We start from the raw sequence: 19,299 nt of genomic DNA, 5'->3' as shown, positions 1-19,299 counted from the left end.
GTGTGGTAGCTTTTGATCTGGAATTCAAGTTTAAGTCTGTTTCATAAGCGCTGTAATAAATTAAATAATAGTATGATTTTATTGTGTTTTATCAATTGGTGTGCCATTTTTTAAAAATGTTCTTAGAAGCTCCCATTTAGGGTTTTTCAAATCTGTTCTTGTTCGATAATGAACAATTCCTGTTCGATAGCGAACGCTGTGGAGCAAAAGGGGAAGATTTATAAGTGGTAGATTTGAAGAAGGAGAGTTTGAGGACAAAAGTGTTTTTATTTTTTTATGTTGCTGTGAAATCAATAACCCGCTTATTTAGATAAATAAGCGGGTTATTGATTGTAGATGTAAGCCAAATGATCGAATTATCCCTATCAGGTGGCTACTTTATTAGCTGATATTTTACAATTCGAACATACTTAAAAGCAAAAAATACTTATGTGCATGAGTATAGGTAGTTGTGAAATTATGGTTACTATAGTTTTGTATCCCGGTCCCAATTCTTCACCATATCGGCATAGCTTTTATGAGCCTGCTTTTCCAAAACTGTCAACAATTGGTGATCGTTTAATTTCTTTTCTTCACTTTTAAGTGCATTCCATAGTTGTCGGCTTACCAACTTGCCACCAGCATCATAAATTTGTCCGGCTGCCATGTGCCACCTGGATTGATACCAACCATAGTTTTTGGGATGTTTCTGGCCTATTTCATCGTAACGTTGGTCTACGTCGTGCAGGCTGGTATAAGTATATTCCTTTGCACCACTGCCTACAACCATCTGCGGGAAAAGCGTTAAGGCAGGCAAAGATTTCGGTTCCTTTTCGGCTACATAAGTATGAAGCAAGGTATTGGCAAAAAGCTCTCCCAGCCATTTGCGTTGCATGTTAAGTCCCGCCTGAAAATGAAAGGCATGTCCAAGTTCATGCAGGGCCAGCAGGTCAAAGAAGGGTTGCATACTCAGGTTGCCTTTTTCGTCTTGGTACGCTGATTTGAGTTGGTCACTTAAATCCTGTGGCAGTTGGTCCAGCGGAGGAATAAAACTCTTCCAGAATGCATTGTCTTCGGCAGCCATTACCAGCGTTTTGTCATCAGCATAATGGGGCATGCCATAAACTACAGGCACATTCGTATACTTTGTCCAGTCATCCGGGCTTAGTATGAGCAGCGTAACCGTAGGCTTAAAACCAAGTAATTGCTGGTAATAAGACATTGCCTTGTCAACCCGGGTAGCTATAGTATTTGCCCGATCAGCATGACCGGCGCTATAGTATACTTGTGCTTTGTGGTTGTTTAAAGCGTGGAGCTGTTTGTATTGCTGGGCCTCTGCTGGCTGGGCCAGTAACAAGGCAACTACCATGGAAAGTAAAATGTACGGTTTCATAAATCTGATTTTTAGTTTAATCAAATTTCGAAGTATAAACCGACATGGAATAGTATAAAAACGACAACTATAAGCGTAATTCAGCCTGCAAGCGGACGGGAGTTTTCTCCAATTCTTTTTCTATGATACTCGGCGCTACACCAGCAAACTGTTTAAAGTCGCGAATGAAATGCATCTGGTCGAAATAGCCGCATTCGTAGGCAATGTGTGTCCAACTTAGCTCAGGGAAGTTCTCCCGCATCCGGTAGGCTTTGGAGAAACGTATGAGGCGTGCAAAAAATTTAGGGGGTAGCCCGATTCGTTCTTTGCTCACACGTTCAAACTGGCGCAGGCTCAGGCAAGCAAGGGAGGCTATCTGTTCAATAGGAATATTACCGTTTACGCGCATGAGTTCAAGCATGGCCCTGTCGAAAGGTAAAGCGGGTTTGATGTAACTTACCTTTTGGAGCAGGAACTGCTCCACTACATTCTTTATCTCATCAAAGCTCTTAGCTTCCTGCAACCTGGTATTCACTTGCTCTATATCACGTCCAAAGACAGCTGTTGCATCGTAATGTTCATCGATCATTTCGGCCATTGAAATCCCCAGGAAACGATGTAAACCACCCGGATGAAATCCGACCCGAACGGCTTTATGGCTTTTGTTAATATCCAGTAAAACACGTGTTACCATAGGGCCTACCACCACACTCCTTGGCTGCATAGTAAATTTGGTATCGCCCTGTTTTTGTACACTGATACAATCATTGATGTAAAAGAAAAGAGAGTTTTGGGGGGCAGGAGGGTAGGGGCAAATTACAGCAGTTGAGTTCGTTTCTACTTCGGCATGTACAACCATGATACAGTTGATGAACTCCTGTAGCAAAACATTTGGTGTGTAGAATCTTGTCTGCAAAGTTATACTTTTAGAAAGTAAGGAAATTGCCGGTATAGCAGGTACAATATGTCTGTGAAGTTACTAATTAAAGCAATATCCCAGTTATATTCTGATTGCTGTTAAATTCTTATTGGTAAGAAACACTTATTTATTAATCGTGTCTTTTGATACGTTCAGCTCTTTATGGTGTTGTCAGGTATAAAATAAATCAGGAAGGTAAGGTCGTATTTGGATATGTGCAGCTAGTTGTAGGCTTTAAATGGGGAGAGTTAAAATAAAAAAGCCCTTCAAAATCAACTGATGAGCTTTTTTAGTAGAACCAAAGGATGGAATTATCGAACCATTTCCACAAGGATTTGGCTGCTTAAGGAGAGTGTGCTTTATGCTAAGAGATTGTTAGGCTTGAAGCCATATTATGCGCACTAATAAGCTACCACAGCAAAGTTTTTCATCTACTCTCATACCATCCATGCGTTGAATTAATTAATAAGAACATTATATAATCTCTATTAAGCACCTATATTAACTACCCATATACAACAATGCCCTTTATTGTCACCCGACAAATGTTCCCAGACAACAATGAAACGTTTGACAATCCTACCAATAAGCTTCTCCACGGCAAACACCCACTGATATAAAAGTAAGTGCCGCAGTCTCATTTGGGTGTAAAATATTTTGTACTTGACTGTATCAAATCGATATGACAAGAGTACCAAAATCAAACCGTTTTGAACAAAAATCTGTATAAAATATTTATAATTAATTGTATTTTATGAGAAAAATTGGCCAATAGAATTGAGAGGTCCCCCTCAGTATTCAGCCTGTTTTTTCATTTAAAGTCAACTCTTTAAGTCATGATAAAGAACAATCTAAAAATCGCTATACGGATACTCTGGAAAAACAAACTTTTTTCATTAGTCAATATACTGAGCTTGTCACTGAGTATGGCGGTTGGTGTTATTCTTTTTACAGGCCTAAAAGCCAATCACGATACAGACCATTTTCATCCAAAATTAAATCAAATAGTGAGGATACTCACGCAGGAAACAAATGAGGTGGAACAAACTAAATGGGCAACAGCTCCATTGCCATTGGCGATTCAAATGGATAGCGTCTCCTTTGTTGAAAAAACGGTAAAAGTACGTCTGGCAGGAAAACATAATTTGCAAACCGACGGAGGTGATGTACCTATTGACATAAAATTTTCAGAGCCTTCTCTTTTTGATGTTTTTGGCTTTAAACTGTTGTCAGGTAATGCACAAAGCCTTACGAATAATCCCACCACCCTTTTTTTAACTGAGAAAACAGCAGAAAAGATATTTGGTAGCACCAATGCTTTAGGACAAACTGTTCAATTTGAAAACTTAGGTTCTTATACTGTTGGGGGAATTATCCAAGACCCACCTTTAGAAACACATCTACCCATTGAGGCAATGCTTTCTATTAATTCAGCTGAAATGCTTGAAAAAAAGGGGGCAATCCCTAATATTTCACAAAATTGGGGAGACTTCAAGAGTGTAGCAATTTACGCACGTTTAAAATCAGAAGATAATTTAAAGCAGCTCAATACAACGCTCCAAAACTATAACCAGAAATTGGAGAAGAGCAATCTTCAATTTTTGGCACAACCCATAGATGATATTACCCCTCGAAACAAAGACATTAAAAATGACCACAATGCGGGCGTCGATTGGACGGGCATAAAAACGCAGCTATCCTTAATTCTATCCCTAACCCTTTTATCTGCTTTCAACTACATCAGTTTGGCATTGGCGCGTGCCTTCTCCCGAGCGCGAGAAGTAGGGATTCGCAAAACGATAGGCGCAACAAGAGGACAAATTATTGGTCAGTTTTTAATGGAATCGACCCTTGTTTCCCTGTTTGCTTTGTTGTTTACAATGCCATGTGTTGAGATTTTAATGCACTATATACCCGAAATGGATTTGGCGTTTTCTTATGATCCAACCTTGATTTTAGGCTTGTTAACCTACGCAGTTATCACAGGCTTAGTCGCAGGGGCATTTCCATCATGGCTATTGTCAGCGTTTCAGCCCATACAGGTTTTGCGTAAAATGAAGAATATAAAGCTGTTCCAGAGTGTTACTGTTTACAAGGCTTTGATTGTCTTACAATTTTCAGTGACCACCATGCTAATGATATTTTTTGTCATATTAGTCGATTATGAAAGAAAAAATAATGCAATCATTAGCTTAACCATTCCACCTAATGTCCTGACACTTGATTTGAAAGGTGAAAAATATGAAACCCTGCAAAACGAAATAAGCCGGTTAAGTCAAGTAGAAACGACTTTGGCGACTAACTGGTATTTTGATGCTTTTAAAATGGGCAAATCTTCTGTACAATTAAATGATAAAACCTTGATAATAAACTATGTAAGCATTGACCCTAAAACAATTGAAACAGAAGATATCAGCTTAAAATCTGGGCAAAATTTTCCTGAAAACATGCCCCAAAATATTGAGCAATATGTGTTGGTGAATGAAGCTGCTGCAAAATTATTGGAATCCAAATCGGAGACTTTAGTGGGACAAGCGCTATTACTGGACTCTGCCTATGTACAAGTCATTGGCATCATGCCCAATCAATTTTTTGACGAACCAATTCCTTTAATATATCGGTATTTGCCAAATGAAATAACCACCCTGATCATAAAGATAAAGCCAGATACAGAATTGGAAGTGACCAAAGCCATTCAATCCTTGTGGCAAAACCACTTTCCTGAAAAAACAGCAAATCTCTATAACTTTAAAGACGATTATTCAGGAGAAGGCAGTAGAGAAAGAATAGGGTTTTTTGGATTCTTCGCCCTTATAGTAATGATAATCGCTGCTTTGGGCATTTTAGGCATAGCAAGCTACTCCGTAGAAATTCGCACTAAAGAACTGGGTATAAGAAAAGTAATGGGAGCCAGCAACATAGAATTGGTGTGGACAGTTACCAGAAATTTTGGCTTTCTTATCCTAATTGCCGGACTTATTGGCGTTCCGGCTGGCTTGTTTTGCGGTGATTTATTAAGAAAAGAAATGGGCAGTCATGTTGATTTAAGTCTTCTAAATGTAAGTATAGGCTTTGGTTCGGTTGCTATAGTCGGGTTACTGACTGTCCTGTCCCAAACCATTCGAGCGGCGCAAATTGAACCTGTAAAAGTTTTAAAAGTAGAGTAAAAAAGGTAAAACATTCATTGGCATGTTATGACGATGGCGAGACAATTAATTCCACTCCACGACTCCATGACGACAATGTAACGACCGACACTAATTGCGAGAAGAAAGGCTCATGTTGCTAGCAAAATGTTTCTGTAATGGTGCGGTGTAAGCTATATGTTTTTTAACTTCGTTCTACGTTTGGTTTCGTGGGACAGGACGCGGCTTCGGAAGCGCACCACTGCGAAAACACAAACGTTATCCTATTGACTACTTCACAAGCAAAGCAGATATGGGTGAACTTATATCACAGAGTTGGACAAGTATAGCCATACTATTTTAGGTACTTCTGGTTTGATGCTATAAATGAAAAGGAGAGAAGGTTGAAGTAAGAGAAAGAAGGTCTAGTTTATAGTTTACCCGGTAGTGTCAAACCTTCCATTTTAGATAGCTGTGTGAATTCTCTTGAAACAAGAGCCACTCTGTAGACTCTTAGCTAAATTGGTGAATTAGCCATAGTTTCACTTAGATTAAATGGCAGGAGAAATACAAAATCAAAACATGGCGTAAACACCCCAAAATAGGAGAGTAACAATACATAAATCTTTTCTGTTACTCATATATTACTCTAGAAACAAAAAAGCTGCTTATTTGATCAAATAAGTGGCTTTTTAAGTTTTACTGTGTAGACCAAAAGATGGAATTATCGAACCATTTCCACCAGGATTTTTCGGTGGTAAAAGACTATTTAGAGACTTTGTAGATGTTCAGATGGAATGCCCAGTTGGCTTTTAATGACCTCTACTGCCTGCTTAACTCGTCCTTCATGGTATTTTATTCCATGATTATCAAATGTCTGCCTATGCGACTGGTCCAACTGGTTACGGTCATCTTCACTAAGGCTCGTTTCATCCTTGTTTAAGTATAGGTATATCTTTGCCTTGTTAATTTCTTTGATTTCGTGAGAGAACTCTAACTCTTTAACATACATAAAGCGTGCATAGGAGCTTGTTAAATGCACATCGGTTTCTATAAAAAGTAGATGGAGGCGTCTACCGGACAGACAGCAATCTTGTTGGAATGTTGCTGGGCTACCGTATACAGATCATCAAACTTAAAGACTTTGGGATCATAGATAAGCCTATTTAAAAGCACCATTTTATACTTAGAAAACTTTCCTCCTTATGGATTCTCGGCCTCTTTGTGCTGACAATCGGACTCCATATTTCCTGGGTAGGGTATGGTATTGTATCGGAGGCAGCTTAATCACTATCTATATAGTTGCCGTCGTTTTTCTGCTGGCGGTGCTGGGGCTCCTTATATCCACTTACTCAAATACCCTTCAGGCTATGCTGATTTCTTTTTTATGATGATGTCTTTATACTGCTTAGCGACTATATAACCCAATTGATAGCATGCCGGAATGAACACAACTTATTATTTAACTTTACTCGGTAGCTTATTTTATTAACGTAATTATAAATTCCTTAAAAAGAAAAGCCTACTAGATTGCTCTAATAGGCTTTTATGTAATTCAATTAATGAAATTGTCACACTCTTTCAGCAGTAGCAGAGCAATAGGACGTTCTTTAATTTTGTATAATTTTAATATAATAATTCTAGCCAGTATTTATGACTATCCTCTTTTAGATAAATGACTTCTATATTGTCTACTGCCTTTTATACTTTTATCTAATTACGATCATGCGTTTAGTAATCAGTTTATTGTTATAGTTTACCGTGCACAGGTAAGTACCGCTTGGTAAAGCAGACCCACTCCAGTTCAACTCGTGCGAGCCTGTCTCATACATGCTGTTCACCACTACCTCCTTTAACTGGCCCATGGCATCATACACGCTTACTTTCACGTTACCCATTTCCGGAATAGTAAAGTTTATAGTTGTGTTTGAGCTAAATGGGTTCGGGAAGTTCTGTTCTACTGTAAATGCCTGATCTGATACTGATGGAATATCAGTTGCCTGCAAGGCGCTAACATGAGCAGGTGCCGAGTAAGCAACATACTCACTTTCCTTTACCCAAACTGTGTAGCCTCTGGCAGGAGCAGATACGAATACACGTCCGTCACTTTGTACCTGGGCAGTTTGTGTAGGGTCAAAGGCATTTACTAATTTGGTATTTGCCCAGTTCTGATAGCCCGCAGGCGAACTATCAATCCACAAACCTTTGGTAGCCGAATCATGGTTGTTTATAACTATTATGGCTCCGTTCTTGGTGCCATTGCCCTGACGACGTGCTACGTAAGTGTTATAAGTATCAGCTGATGGGTAAGGATTACCGGTCTGGCTTAGTACAGAAAGGGAACCGCCCATATACGTTCTGCGGGCAAACATCAGTTTATTAATATCACCCTGCAGGCTCGACGGTGCCTGTACGGTATAAGACGAATTGTGGGCATCTACCTGAGTTACGCCATAATAGTGCGAGTAGAAAACACACGGTCTTCCTTCGTGGGTAAGAATGTAAGCATAGGCCATCTTAAAGTCTTTGGTCACCCATTTGTCGTGCTCCTTTCCGGTGTCATGGTTATCTACAAAAGTTACTACCGAGGTGCCTGGCAGTGAATTACCGCTTGAATTGCGCACCATGCCGGCAGTATTCAGCCATTTCATATCAAAGCTGCCCTGGTTGCCGTTGCACATATCCTTCAGTGTGTTCTTCAACGGGAAGTCGAAGCCGTCTACATCGGCGCCGTTACTAGCAACTGCATTTACCCAGTTCTTTATCCTGGCATCAGAGCCCCAGTACTCACCAACTATAAAGCGCTGACCACCATTTAGCAACGGCAGACTTTTTACCCAGCTTGCTACATATGGTTCCTGGAAACCTCTTACAAAGTCAAGGCGGAAACCATCAAAACCAATAACGTTTACCAGCCATTTGCCCCAGTCCATAAATCTAGTCTGCACAGTCGTGCTGAAGGTGTTAAAGTCGTTACCAAACATTTTGGTATTCGTGATGATCTCATCAGAGCCTGCAAAACCCAGCCAGTCGCTGTTATCTACTGGGTGGAAGTTGGTATAGTTCCAGGTATAGTTTGGCTCTCCTGTACCGGTATGGTTTACATACTTTATTCCTGTATTGGTACGAGCCTGCAGAGAGGTATTTGCAAGGTTACTGCCGTTGTACCAGATATTTACAGGGTAATAGCCGTTCTCCTGCGATGCCCACTCCCAAGAGAAAGGATTCTGCTCTCTTTTAGCTGTCAGTTTAATCACAATGTCACGCGGAGAGGTTACAGTTATTTTGTACTCGTCAATATCTGATTGCGATTCGATATGTGCCTGAACTGTTTTACCCGAGCCAGGGAACACGTTGAACTGACCGCCACCGTTGTTTGGTTCGGTTTCCCAGGTAGGAGTACCGTTGGCGCCAGCCCCTGTCCAGTCGATAGACACATCATAGCCTCTTTCACCTTTCGCAGCGCTCCACTGCAACAGATACCCTTTGATCTGGATGTAATAATCGCCGGCAGTAGCGTTAGGGATTACCCAGGTTATTTCATTGGTAGGATAGGCCTGGTACTGGGTGCCATTTCGGTAGGCCTGGTCAAATACATATTTTTTTACAGCCGGGTTTGTCTCCGATTCTGTGTCGCTTGTGTACAGGTGATTCAACACGATATCAGCATACACATGAATGCCATTCGAATGCATCTTAGTGATCATGGATTGCAGCTCGCTTCTACTACCAAAGCGGGTTTCTACAGTACCTTTCTGGTTATAGTTGCCCAAGTCGTAATGGTCGAAAATGCCATAACCCATGTCGTAAATACCAAAGTTGCCTTTAGCCGGAGAGGGCACCCACAGCGCTTTAAAACCAGCAGCTTTCATACCATTGGATTTAGCTGTAAGGTTATCCCACCAGGTACCGTTCTTGTTGGTCGCATCTACCGGTACATCCCAGTAAAAGGCCTGCATCATAACGTCATCTTGGGCAGCCACCGGGTTTGCTGAAAGGAGCAATAATGCTCCGGCCAGAGCACTGATCGTTTTCTTAGAATTGTGTAAAATTTTAATCATAGGTTTGGGTTAAAGTGTGGATAAAATATTTTCTGAAAGTAAAATAAAGAAAATTATATACTAATATTCTATATATAATGTTGGTATATAACGTTTTAACATCGTTTATCTATAATAAACACAATATGTTCATAGATGGGGTATAGACGAACGTTGTGGGGCAAGATCTGAGTTCGATAATTCTAACCAAAGGGGAAATTTAACGAACCAAAAAAGCCGCTCCATTTAATATAGAGCGGCTTTTTTATAATAGTAGTCTGAAGGGTAGAATTATCGAACCAATTAACAGGGATTTGGCTGTTGTGAGTAAATACCTGGAGGTGGGAGAGGGTCGATATTGCTGGCAATGGGTATGGTACGGGTTGGCTGATCGGTGAGGAGCTGCTGATTACCAACCATTATGTGCTACCCAACCGCGAAGTGGCCAGAAACTCCTTTGTTAACATGGGCTATGAGCGGACTGTGGCAGGAGAACCCCTAAGTGGGGAGACTTTCAGGCTCAGACCGGATATTTTCTTTTTGACGCCTCGGGAAACACCTGATGGAGATCTGGCTGCCATATCTGGCCTTTTACAAAGTACTCGTCGAGTGGTTCCTGGGTATAGAACTGCCACACTGGACTATGGTCGGAAAGAATTTCTATCTGGGGCACGGTCAGGCGCTCGTGGTTAACGGGTGTACAGTAATAGGTGAAAACTGTTTCTTCCGGCACTCCACCACACTCGGTAACATCCGGCGTGAGGATGGCAGCTATTCCGGTTCTCCGGTAATTGGCAACAATGTGGAACTTGGCTCTAATGTGTGCATCATTGGCGAGGTCCGGATCGGTAACAATGTCCGTATCGGCGCCGGTTCTGTGGTGGTGAAAGACATACCTGATAATTGCATAGCCGTAGGCAACCCGGCACGTGGCATCAAGCAGCTGAAACCTACCAATTTAGAGCAGCAGATGGAGCCGGAATTGCTTGTTCAGGCAAATTAAGATTGGTATTTAAACGCAATCAAACAAACGCTCTATACCTGAAGGTGATCTTCAGAATCATTTTAGAAAGCTATGCGCAGGTTTAATTAAATTCAGCCAACGTGCTTATCCAATTTTTCAGAATAACCCTTTGTTAATGGTTGATTTTGAAAAATCTGAATCCAAAGATTTTATATCAATCCTTTTCACATTGCTTTCTGAAATACCAAATCGCTTGATCACCTCATCGTAGTTAGAGTAATCGATATGCATACTTCCTCCCGATGTAGCTGCGAGGACTTCTCCAGGTATAACTACGAGTCTGAAAACTTGGTTTTGAATCAAACTCGGTGTATCAATTAAATTGAAAGGAGATTCAGCGGTCAGGAAAAAGTTGTAACGTGAAAAGAAGAACTCATAAAAGACTCCTCGCTGATTATCAGATAAATACCTTGTGTGAGGCAAAAGAGTCCAAATACTTAAAATGTTACCTGCTGTGTCGATATCAATATCATATTCAATGTAAGCCAACACGACATCTAAAGAGTCGAGTGCAACATTGAGCGAATCGAAGCTAGTATAAAAATAATAGTAGCTACTATCATTAGCCGGAATCAGATCTACATTAAGGTCAAATACCCTCCCTGTTGGATTAATTGCTGGTGTTGGTGGTGATGTGTTTGGAGACGGAACAACATCTTCATCATCCATATGATCACAAGCCTGACCTCCTACAATTAAGAATGAGATAAATAAATACAGTAATATTTTAGTTGGATTGATTTGTTTTTTCATAGCGGAATTGCTTTTGAATGATATAAATTATCGAATTGAACTATATAGGGAAGAAAACCTGGTAAATGTGGTGGAGTGACTGATCGGCAGTACATAAGAAGAGAGGGCTTGCTATTGATGTTTTCAGCAAGCAGACGTGAAAGAGGATATTCTTGCAAGAGTCCTGAAATAATGTGTTATGAATATAAATACGATTTTACAGAAGGATTTTGCTATAGAATTGTATAGTTGTTAGTTAGACGCATGCCCAACAGGGTTAGTGATATGGATAGTATAGCTAATAGAAATTGTATATTTTTCTATATTTTTGATCCGTAATCTAGTTGTATAGCAATAGATTTAGTGCAATTTGTTAGTGCGTTGATAACTGCTTTGAGGTGGAGGAGATAATCGGAAAACATTTTTTGTTTTCTATAATGTAAAGGATAAAGCCGACCATTATGCGGAAAAGGAACTGATAGAGGCCCGAACAAAAGGCAGATAATAAGGGCATGCCAAAGTCTGGTGTTCAAAAGTGAGTAGCCGTTCTTCATTAGGAGCGGCTTTTTTCATCCCGCAACAGGTATAACTAGTTTTTTTCGCTCCTTGTATATAGTTACTTCAACTTATATCTAATTTTATAAAAATAAAAATGCATGAAACTATCTGTTTAAAATGCATTTCATCACATCTTATTAGTTATTCATCACATTTAGTTTAGCCTGTTGTAATTCCTGCTTAACCTTGCTCATAATCAGCCTAGGAACATCTAAAACTATGATATTATTATGAGCGCTTTTAAACCACTCAACTCGGTTTGCAGGAAAAGATTTAGCATTATATTTTTATTGAGTATAAATATAGTGGCGGGCACATCCTGCACATTTAAATCACAAATAACGGAAAGCATTGCTGCTTCGGTTGCTACTGCACTAGTAGCGTCAACTTTTAACCCACGAATAATAGAGTCGGTAACTGATTCTATCGTGCTGTCTCAGATAGAGTAGCAACTGTTAGCAGGGAGGAGTATCATTAATTTATACTCATTTCGTCCCAAGCTTTAAGGCTTTCATCACTTTTTTTGTTTTTCCTCACCGCTATCTCTTATCATTGATTTATGAAAAATGATCTCACCATCCAGAATTATATAGCTGAACCAATCCACCGGAACAAAGTGGAGTTTTGGGCGGCCACTACCATTTATGTGTTTGCTCTGTTCTCGCTTTCGACCGAAATCAGCCCGAATCAATCGTTTTTCGAAGAGGCCGGAATTGTTTATCGCTACTTCGAGCATTATTTCTGGCCGCAGCTGGTACGGTTCACGGTGCTATACCTGGCCTTCCTGTTCATGAATTTTGTGGTCGTGCCCCGGCTGATCCGGAAAGAAAAAGTATGGCAAAACATTTTCATGACGCTCATGACTTTTGTTGTGCTGGGAATAATTTTTGGCATAACAGACACTTATACTAAGGCCTATCTTTTCAACAGGTTCAGTTCAGAAGATCAGACGTATGAATTCATTTTCCAGAAAAGCTTTCATTATACTTTCTGGCTCTTGCTGATGCTCGGGTTTTATATCGTTATCAAGTATAGCGGAATATACCTGTTGGCAGACTCGGCCACCCTACAGTCTAAATACCGAATCATCACCCGCGACGGCCTTATGGCTTTTGTGGTATGGATGGTGAGCGTATTTCTGTTCCTGATCATCAACATTGGCGAAGAAATTACGGTAGGCTGGGCCATCTTGTCGTTGAGTGCCATTATCCTCTACTGCTATGCGTATTACACCCTGATACCAAAGGCGCTCAGCAAGAAAAAGCCGTTCCGGTTTTACGCCCTGATTTGTGCGCTGATAGTGGCCGCCTCGTATTTTCCTGTTGCTTTGATATCGATGCCCCTAACGCAGGACGAGGACTTTGCCTTCGGGTTCAGCATGTTCAACGCCGTTTTCCAGTTGTTTATAACGGTTCCGCTTATCTGGGTGCTGTTCAAACGCCAGATGAAGGGAAAGGAAGAACTGTATGTGCTGAAAAATGAGCTGGGTCGCTCCAACGCCAACCTCGATTTTCTCCGCTCCCAGATTAACCCGCACTTTCTATTCAATGCCTTGAATACGCTGTATGGCACGGCCCTGCAGGAAAACAGTGAGCGCACGGCACAGGGTATCCAGATGCTGGGCGACATGATGCGCTTTATGTTGCACGAGAATCATCAGCAAAAAATTCTATTGTCGCGGGAGATCGAGTACGTACGCAATTACATCGATCTGCAGCTGTTGCGCACCTCTTCCTCACTCAATATCGCGATCGAAACCAAAATAGAAGAGGTGGTTGATAACAAGTACATCGCACCGATGCTGCTCATCCCGTTCTTAGAAAATGCCTTTAAACACGGCATCAGCCTTAAAAAGAAGTCTTGGATCAGAGTATCGCTGCATAGCGATAAGAACAAGCTCTATTTTGATGTTTACAACAGCACCCACACCAAGCAGGAGCATGACCCGGAGAAGAACACATCAGGAATAGGGCTGCAGAATGTGCAACAGCGCCTTAACCTGCTGTACCCTAACAAGCACGAGCTCATTATCCGGGAAACGCCTGAAGAATATTTTGTGCACCTGACACTGCAATTGTAAGTATAACGGAAGTAGATTTCAGGACCAGGTATAAACTAGAACAAGTATGAGAGCAATAGCAATGGACGATGAACCCATGGCGCTGGAGGTAGTGCGTTCGCTTTCGGTGAAAGTGCCTTACCTAGAGCTAGTTGCCTGTTTTACCGATGCTTTTACGGCGCTGGAGTACCTGCAGAATGAGTCAGTAGACCTGTTGTTTTTGGATATCAAAATGCCCGATATTTCGGGTCTGGAGTTTGTGACGAGCCTGCAGAAAAAGCCGCTGGTCATTTTTACAACTGCCTACTCTGAACATGCTGTTACCAGTTTTGAACTGGACGCCATCGATTACCTGCTGAAGCCTTTTTCGCTGGTCCGCTTTGTGAAGGCCTGCAACAAAGCACAGGAGCTGCTGCAACTGCGTAGCAACTCGCCTGCATCGGTCAAAGATTATTTATTTCTTAAAACAGGTTACGAGCAGGTAAAAGTATATTATTCCGAAATCTTATACCTGGAGGCTGCCGGCAACTACGTCACGTTTGTGCTGGAAAATAAAAAGCTACTGACTCGCATGACCATCAGCGAAGTATGCGAGCTGCTGCCACCCGGTAAGTTTATACGTGTGCACCGTTCCTACATTGTAGCCAAAGACCGGATCGATAAAATTGAGCGCCACCAAGTTTGTATAAAAGGCAATCCTGTGCCTGTCGGGGCATCTTACATGCAGCAACTGCAGATCATGTAAGTATGGAGCAATAGCTTTTGATCTCTGCCTAAAGCATGATTTGAAATTTTAATCTGCTACCAAAGGGTGAAGGATACTGATTATCTTACAGGTATGGACTTTGCAAAAAGAAGAAGTATTCAATAAGTAGAACAGGCGCTAATCGATGAGTAGCTGACTACGTCCTGGAAAGAAAAGCCTTTAAGATTGCTCTAATAGGCTTTTTAGTAGACCAAAGGAAGGTATTATCGAACTATTTCCACAAGGATTTGAATGTAATGGAATCTTACCTGTTAGAAGAAACATTCAGTATGCATCAACCTTCAATGGGAATTAATAAGTCCAAGCTTTAACTTTACAAAATACTTTTTGTCAAAATGATGAATGTTACTTTTGTAATAAAAAATTAATAAATTATATAAGTAAATGATTTATTCAATAAAAGATCATAACCTTTATATGCCATATTGCTTAATTTACTTAAGTTACTTTTAGTATAAATTATTCCTTTAATTGTGTAATTGTTATTTGTAAATTTTATCTATCAAACTAAATGGATAAACATATTCACTATGATAGATGAAGGCTCTCAAGAGTATTTTCAGAAATATTATATAGAACTATCAACCTCAACTATTCCATGGATGAAATCATTAGCCGTTAGCTAATTAGAAGCAAACATATATCTAAGGTGCCTTTTACTTTATTCTTATGAAACAGTAAAGTGTAGACATCGGTAGTCAAATAGAGCATCTATTGAACCTCAGAATCAGGTGGAGGAAGATATTCTTTCACCTGATCCAATTTAAAGTCTTCAAATTCAGGTAATGTACTAAGGAGCTTAATTTGACTCTCTTCTATCTGTCCTGTTATTACTCCATATTCAAACGATTTATCTATAATTAGACCTTCTTTAGTAAGCATGGACTCTATTTCTGGAAGTTGGTCTAAATACTTGTTCTTGATTGTAATAACTACTTTCTGCTTCATGATAAACTTTTGAAGGTGATATTGCTAATCCTCGTCCTACATCTCTGAAATCCTGCTCAAGCGGCTGTGCCATTTCTAATAATTGTGACACAACAAATTGCGGAGATTCAGCAGGATATTGCTCAAAAAGTAAGCCTAATATACCTGCAACATGAGGCGTCGCCATACTTGTGCCAGAAATAGATCTGTACCTAGTTGGCATAGGCCATGAAGAGTATACGTCTACTCCAGGCGCTGCAATATCTACCATTTGTCCTGGGTTTATTGATTTGCAAGAGAAGTCTGCCACATTTAAGTAACGGTCGAGTGCTCCAACAGCTAAAACAGAAGGGCAATTTGCGGGGCTACCTATCGGATTTACAACTCCATGAGATCTTCGGCTCTCGTTACCGGCAGCAGCTACTACAACTGTGCCTTTAGAAAGAGCAAAACTTGCTGCACGCTCATATGCAGGATCATAACCTTGACCTGGGAATACAGCAGATCCGAGAGACATAGATATAACACGACATCCTTCTGATATAGCCCAGTTCATGCCATTCAAAATCCATGCCTGTGCGCCACTGCCTCTGTTACTTAACACCTTTCCTGCATATATAATACTATTTCTGGCAACCCCGTACCTAATACCGTTATAATTTATATTACCGCAGGCTGTACCTATGCAGTGTGTTCCATGTCCATGCTTGTCATTTACTGACTCATTAGGAACAAAAGATTCAGAAATAATTTCACGGTCTTTGAAATCAGGATGATCAAGATCAAAGCCTGTATCCAACACAGCTATTTTTACATCTCTTCCAGTAAAGGGAGATGAATTAGCTCTTATTGCACTTATGCCCCAAGTAGTAGGTACATTAAGAGCGGAGGGAATATCGTCAGGCACATATACTATCTTTTCTGGTTCTAATATATAATCCCGTCCGTGACTTCTGGCTTCAAGCATTTGTATTTGGCCTTCCTCTGCGCTGACCAAGGCGATTCCAAACTGAGGGTATAGCAAAACATCTGCATCCTCAACTTTATCTTCTGTAAATTCTCTAGGAGAGAAATCGGTTATGCTCGCTACTTTTAAGCCCGCTGCTGATTCCAATAGAGATTCAGTTCTGGCAGCACCTTCTAACCCATTTGTATAAATCATAAAGTACCTCCCTGTGTATAGAGGCTTGTCAGAAGAATAACCATTTCCACTCTCAAGCATATGCTTTTCAAACGAATGAAGTCTTTCATTATTCTCAGATAAGAAGATTTGCTTTCCCAGTTTAGGCTTTTTCATAGCATTGCATAATTAGTTGATAATATTAAAATGAAAATTGTTATAGTTATACGAATTAGTTTTAAATATTGATATTTAGTTTTTAATTATAATATATATTATAAAATTAAATATGTATAGTATTAACATATAAATGTGGGATGTATGGTATTTATAGGGAAAATTATGATTTGGGCCTATGTTTAACGGAATGACTTGCTTATAGGGTAATCTTTTAAAGTAAAAGAAGCATTAGATGTTTAAAGTTTAAGACCGCGTGGTATTAATTTGCTCTAACTGCACCTTTACCTGTATACAGTTATTCAAATGCTTTTTAAAGAAAATAACTATCGCTATAAAACAATAATCTTAATCCATTACTTATGATCACGTTAACAGCAAATGACTTAGATGGTAAAGTGCGTGAATTTGTTGGCAAAATTGAGAAGAGTGATTCTCAGTTAGCAGATGAGCTACAACAAATAAGAAATGCAGAAAAGTTTAAAAGACAAGCTGGACAGCTAGTACCGAGGCTTAAATCTGTGTTTACTGAATCAGCTGGAGGGCTTGAAGGAATTCAAACAACACCTGCTCTCAAGAATTCAGCACTAGAGACTATTGTACTTCGTGTTGGACGGCCAGTTCTTTCTGTATATGAAGGTGAAACTATTCTAAATTTTAAAGAGGCAGAAAGTGAAGTATGGAGAAATAAATTGATAGCTGCACAAGAACAATTAAATATCGCTATACAAGCAGTTGGCAGAATAGAAGTAGAAAATCATCCAGTAGGATACACTTGGCTAGGAACAGGATGGTTAGTAGAAAAAGATATTGTTGTTACCAATCGTCATGTAGCAGAATTGTTTGGTAGAAGTAACGGAAATGGTTTTGTTTTTAGACAAGGTACCGATGGAAATAGTATTAGAGCTTCTATAGATTTTTTGGAGGAGGCTGATAATCCAAGGGATTTCACATTCAGGCTCAAAAGGATTCTACATATTGCAGAAAGTCATGCTCCAGATGTAGCCTTTCTTCAAGTTGAACCAGTTGATGGGAAGGAAATGCCAAGTCCAATTACTCTCTCAACTAGACACATTGATGGTAACCCAGATGTTGCTGTTATTGGTTATCCTGCCCGTGATAGTCGAATACCTGATCAGCAGCTTATGATTGATATTTTTGGAGATGTATTTGACAAGAAACGATTAGCTCCCGGTCAAGTTATCTCAGTTGGTAAAACTTTACTACATGACTGCTCTACTTTGGGCGGTAACTCCGGTTCAGTAGTTTTCGATTTATCATCTGGTGAGGCTCTGGGTTTACACTTTGCCGGGCGATTTCTAGAAGCAAATTTTGCAGTCCCGGCCTCTATAGTTAAGCAGAATTTGCAACTTGCTACTAAAAATCGAAGGCCTTCCTATACTCCAGACACACTCCAGACTAAGCGAGGAAGTGAAAATAAAGTAACTCCATCAAATAATAAGCACTCAATTAGCTTTATATCAACAGATAATCTGAAGCATAATCAGAGGTCCCTTGCTTCAACTACTTTTACTATACCGCTGCAGGTGACTATCTCTTTCGGAGAGTCTTTAAATGGGAAAGAAATCTATAACCTTAATGATGATACATCTATAGCTGTTGATGGTGAAGACGTCAATTTAGATATTGAAGCTAGACCTGAAGACTATTTAGATCGGAAAGGCTACAATGTTAACTTTATAGGAGAAGATTATATAGTGTCTCTTCCTGAGGTAGTTGACCCAAGACGTAAGCATGATTTACTTACTTTCAGCACAAGTGACGGAGCTGAGTATGAGCTTAAATATCAGCATTTTTCCGTTGTTATGAGTCGCACCCGTCGTATTTGTTTGTTCAGTGCAGTTAACATCGATGGGAAAAGCTCAAGAGGCATGAAGCGAGTTGGCTGGAAGCTAGATCCGAGGATACCTAGGGAAACCCAAATTATAAAAGAGTGTTATGGCGCTCCTCCTAAATTTAGCCGTGGCCATATGACAAGGAGAGAAGATCCGATATGGGGTAGTGATGAGGAGGCTATGAAAGGGAATGCTGACTCAATGCATGTTACAAATGCTGTGCCACAAATGCAAATACATAATGGAGGGGTTTGGCTTGAACTAGAAAACTATGCTCTTCACAATGCACGCGCCGATGATATGCGAATTTCCGTATTTACTGGACCCATTTTGGAAGATAGTGATCCAATAACAAAGTATAGTGAAGGTGTAAAAGTACCTCTTTCTTTTTGGAAAGTAATAGCTTTTGTACATGATGATACAAATGAACTCTGTGCTACTGGATACATTATGTCACAGAAGGAATACCTTAGTGAGGACGAATTTATCTTTGGTAAGCATAAGACAGCCCAAGTGCCTATCACACTTATTGAGCAACGAACGGGCTTATCTTTTGGTGAATTAACTGAAGTGGATCCTCTTAATACTCAACTCGAGGTTCCTGAGTTATATTTGACAAATGTTAACCAAATAAGATTTAGATAA

At 40.1% G+C, this 19,299-nt stretch carries 10 protein-coding genes; 5 read left to right on the top strand and 5 right to left on the bottom strand.

Going from position 1 to position 19,299, the window contains the following annotated elements; genetic code table 11:
- Window positions 1-466: 466 nt before the first annotated feature.
- Window positions 467-1,372 (bottom strand): hypothetical protein, encoded by a 906-nt coding sequence (locus tag LWP20_RS15615; protein WP_242929105.1) that lies wholly within the window; start codon window positions 1,370-1,372, stop codon window positions 467-469.
- A gap of 67 nt (window positions 1,373-1,439) precedes the next feature.
- Window positions 1,440-2,267 carry a helix-turn-helix domain-containing protein gene (locus LWP20_RS15610; RefSeq protein WP_242929104.1) on the bottom strand — a complete coding sequence of 276 codons (828 nt, stop codon included), beginning with the start codon at window positions 2,265-2,267 and terminating at the stop codon, window positions 1,440-1,442.
- An 839-nt stretch (window positions 2,268-3,106) separates the two neighbouring features.
- On the opposite strand from LWP20_RS15610, the gene LWP20_RS15605 reads away from it, so the two are divergent.
- Window positions 3,107-5,437: an ABC transporter permease gene (locus LWP20_RS15605; protein ID WP_242929103.1), complete on the top strand. Its 2,331-nt coding sequence runs from the start codon at window positions 3,107-3,109 to the stop codon at window positions 5,435-5,437.
- 1,667 nt (window positions 5,438-7,104) lie between these two features.
- Here LWP20_RS15605 and LWP20_RS15600 read toward each other — a convergent pair.
- On the bottom strand, window positions 7,105-9,456 hold the full coding sequence (locus tag LWP20_RS15600; RefSeq protein ID WP_242929102.1) for an alpha-amylase family protein: 2,352 nt from the start codon (window positions 9,454-9,456) through the stop codon (window positions 7,105-7,107).
- Between the two features lie 541 nt (window positions 9,457-9,997).
- On the opposite strand from LWP20_RS15600, the gene LWP20_RS18305 reads away from it, so the two are divergent.
- Window positions 9,998-10,438 (top strand): serine acetyltransferase, encoded by a 441-nt coding sequence (locus LWP20_RS18305; protein WP_302467599.1) that lies wholly within the window; start codon window positions 9,998-10,000, stop codon window positions 10,436-10,438.
- Between the two features lie 117 nt (window positions 10,439-10,555).
- Here the strand turns inward: LWP20_RS18305 and LWP20_RS15590 are convergent, their stop codons facing one another.
- Window positions 10,556-11,212: a hypothetical protein gene (locus LWP20_RS15590; RefSeq protein WP_242929101.1), complete on the bottom strand. Its 657-nt coding sequence runs from the start codon at window positions 11,210-11,212 to the stop codon at window positions 10,556-10,558.
- A gap of 1,096 nt (window positions 11,213-12,308) precedes the next feature.
- Here LWP20_RS15590 and LWP20_RS15585 point away from each other — a divergent pair.
- Together LWP20_RS15585 and LWP20_RS15580 are read left to right on the top strand one after the other, a co-directional pair.
- Window positions 12,309-13,829, top strand: a complete 1,521-nt coding sequence (locus LWP20_RS15585; RefSeq protein WP_242929100.1) for a sensor histidine kinase — start codon at window positions 12,309-12,311, stop codon at window positions 13,827-13,829.
- Between the two features lie 46 nt (window positions 13,830-13,875).
- Window positions 13,876-14,553 carry a LytR/AlgR family response regulator transcription factor gene (locus LWP20_RS15580; RefSeq protein ID WP_242929099.1) on the top strand — a complete coding sequence of 226 codons (678 nt, stop codon included), beginning with the start codon at window positions 13,876-13,878 and terminating at the stop codon, window positions 14,551-14,553.
- An 892-nt stretch (window positions 14,554-15,445) separates the two neighbouring features.
- On the opposite strand, the gene LWP20_RS15575 is transcribed toward LWP20_RS15580, so the two are convergent.
- A complete protein-coding gene (locus LWP20_RS15575) occupies window positions 15,446-16,798 on the bottom strand; it encodes a S8 family peptidase (RefSeq protein ID WP_242929098.1) in 1,353 nt (450 codons plus the stop codon).
- 362 nt (window positions 16,799-17,160) lie between these two features.
- Between LWP20_RS15575 and LWP20_RS15570 the strand changes: the two genes are divergently transcribed.
- Window positions 17,161-19,299: a DNA/RNA non-specific endonuclease gene (locus LWP20_RS15570; RefSeq protein WP_242929097.1), complete on the top strand. Its 2,139-nt coding sequence runs from the start codon at window positions 17,161-17,163 to the stop codon at window positions 19,297-19,299.

Origin of the sequence: Pontibacter vulgaris (genome assembly GCF_022758145.1) — a bacterium.
Taxonomy (GTDB): Bacteria; Bacteroidota; Bacteroidia; order Cytophagales; family Hymenobacteraceae; genus Pontibacter; species Pontibacter vulgaris.
This window is presented reverse-complemented; position numbering and strand designations above follow the sequence as displayed.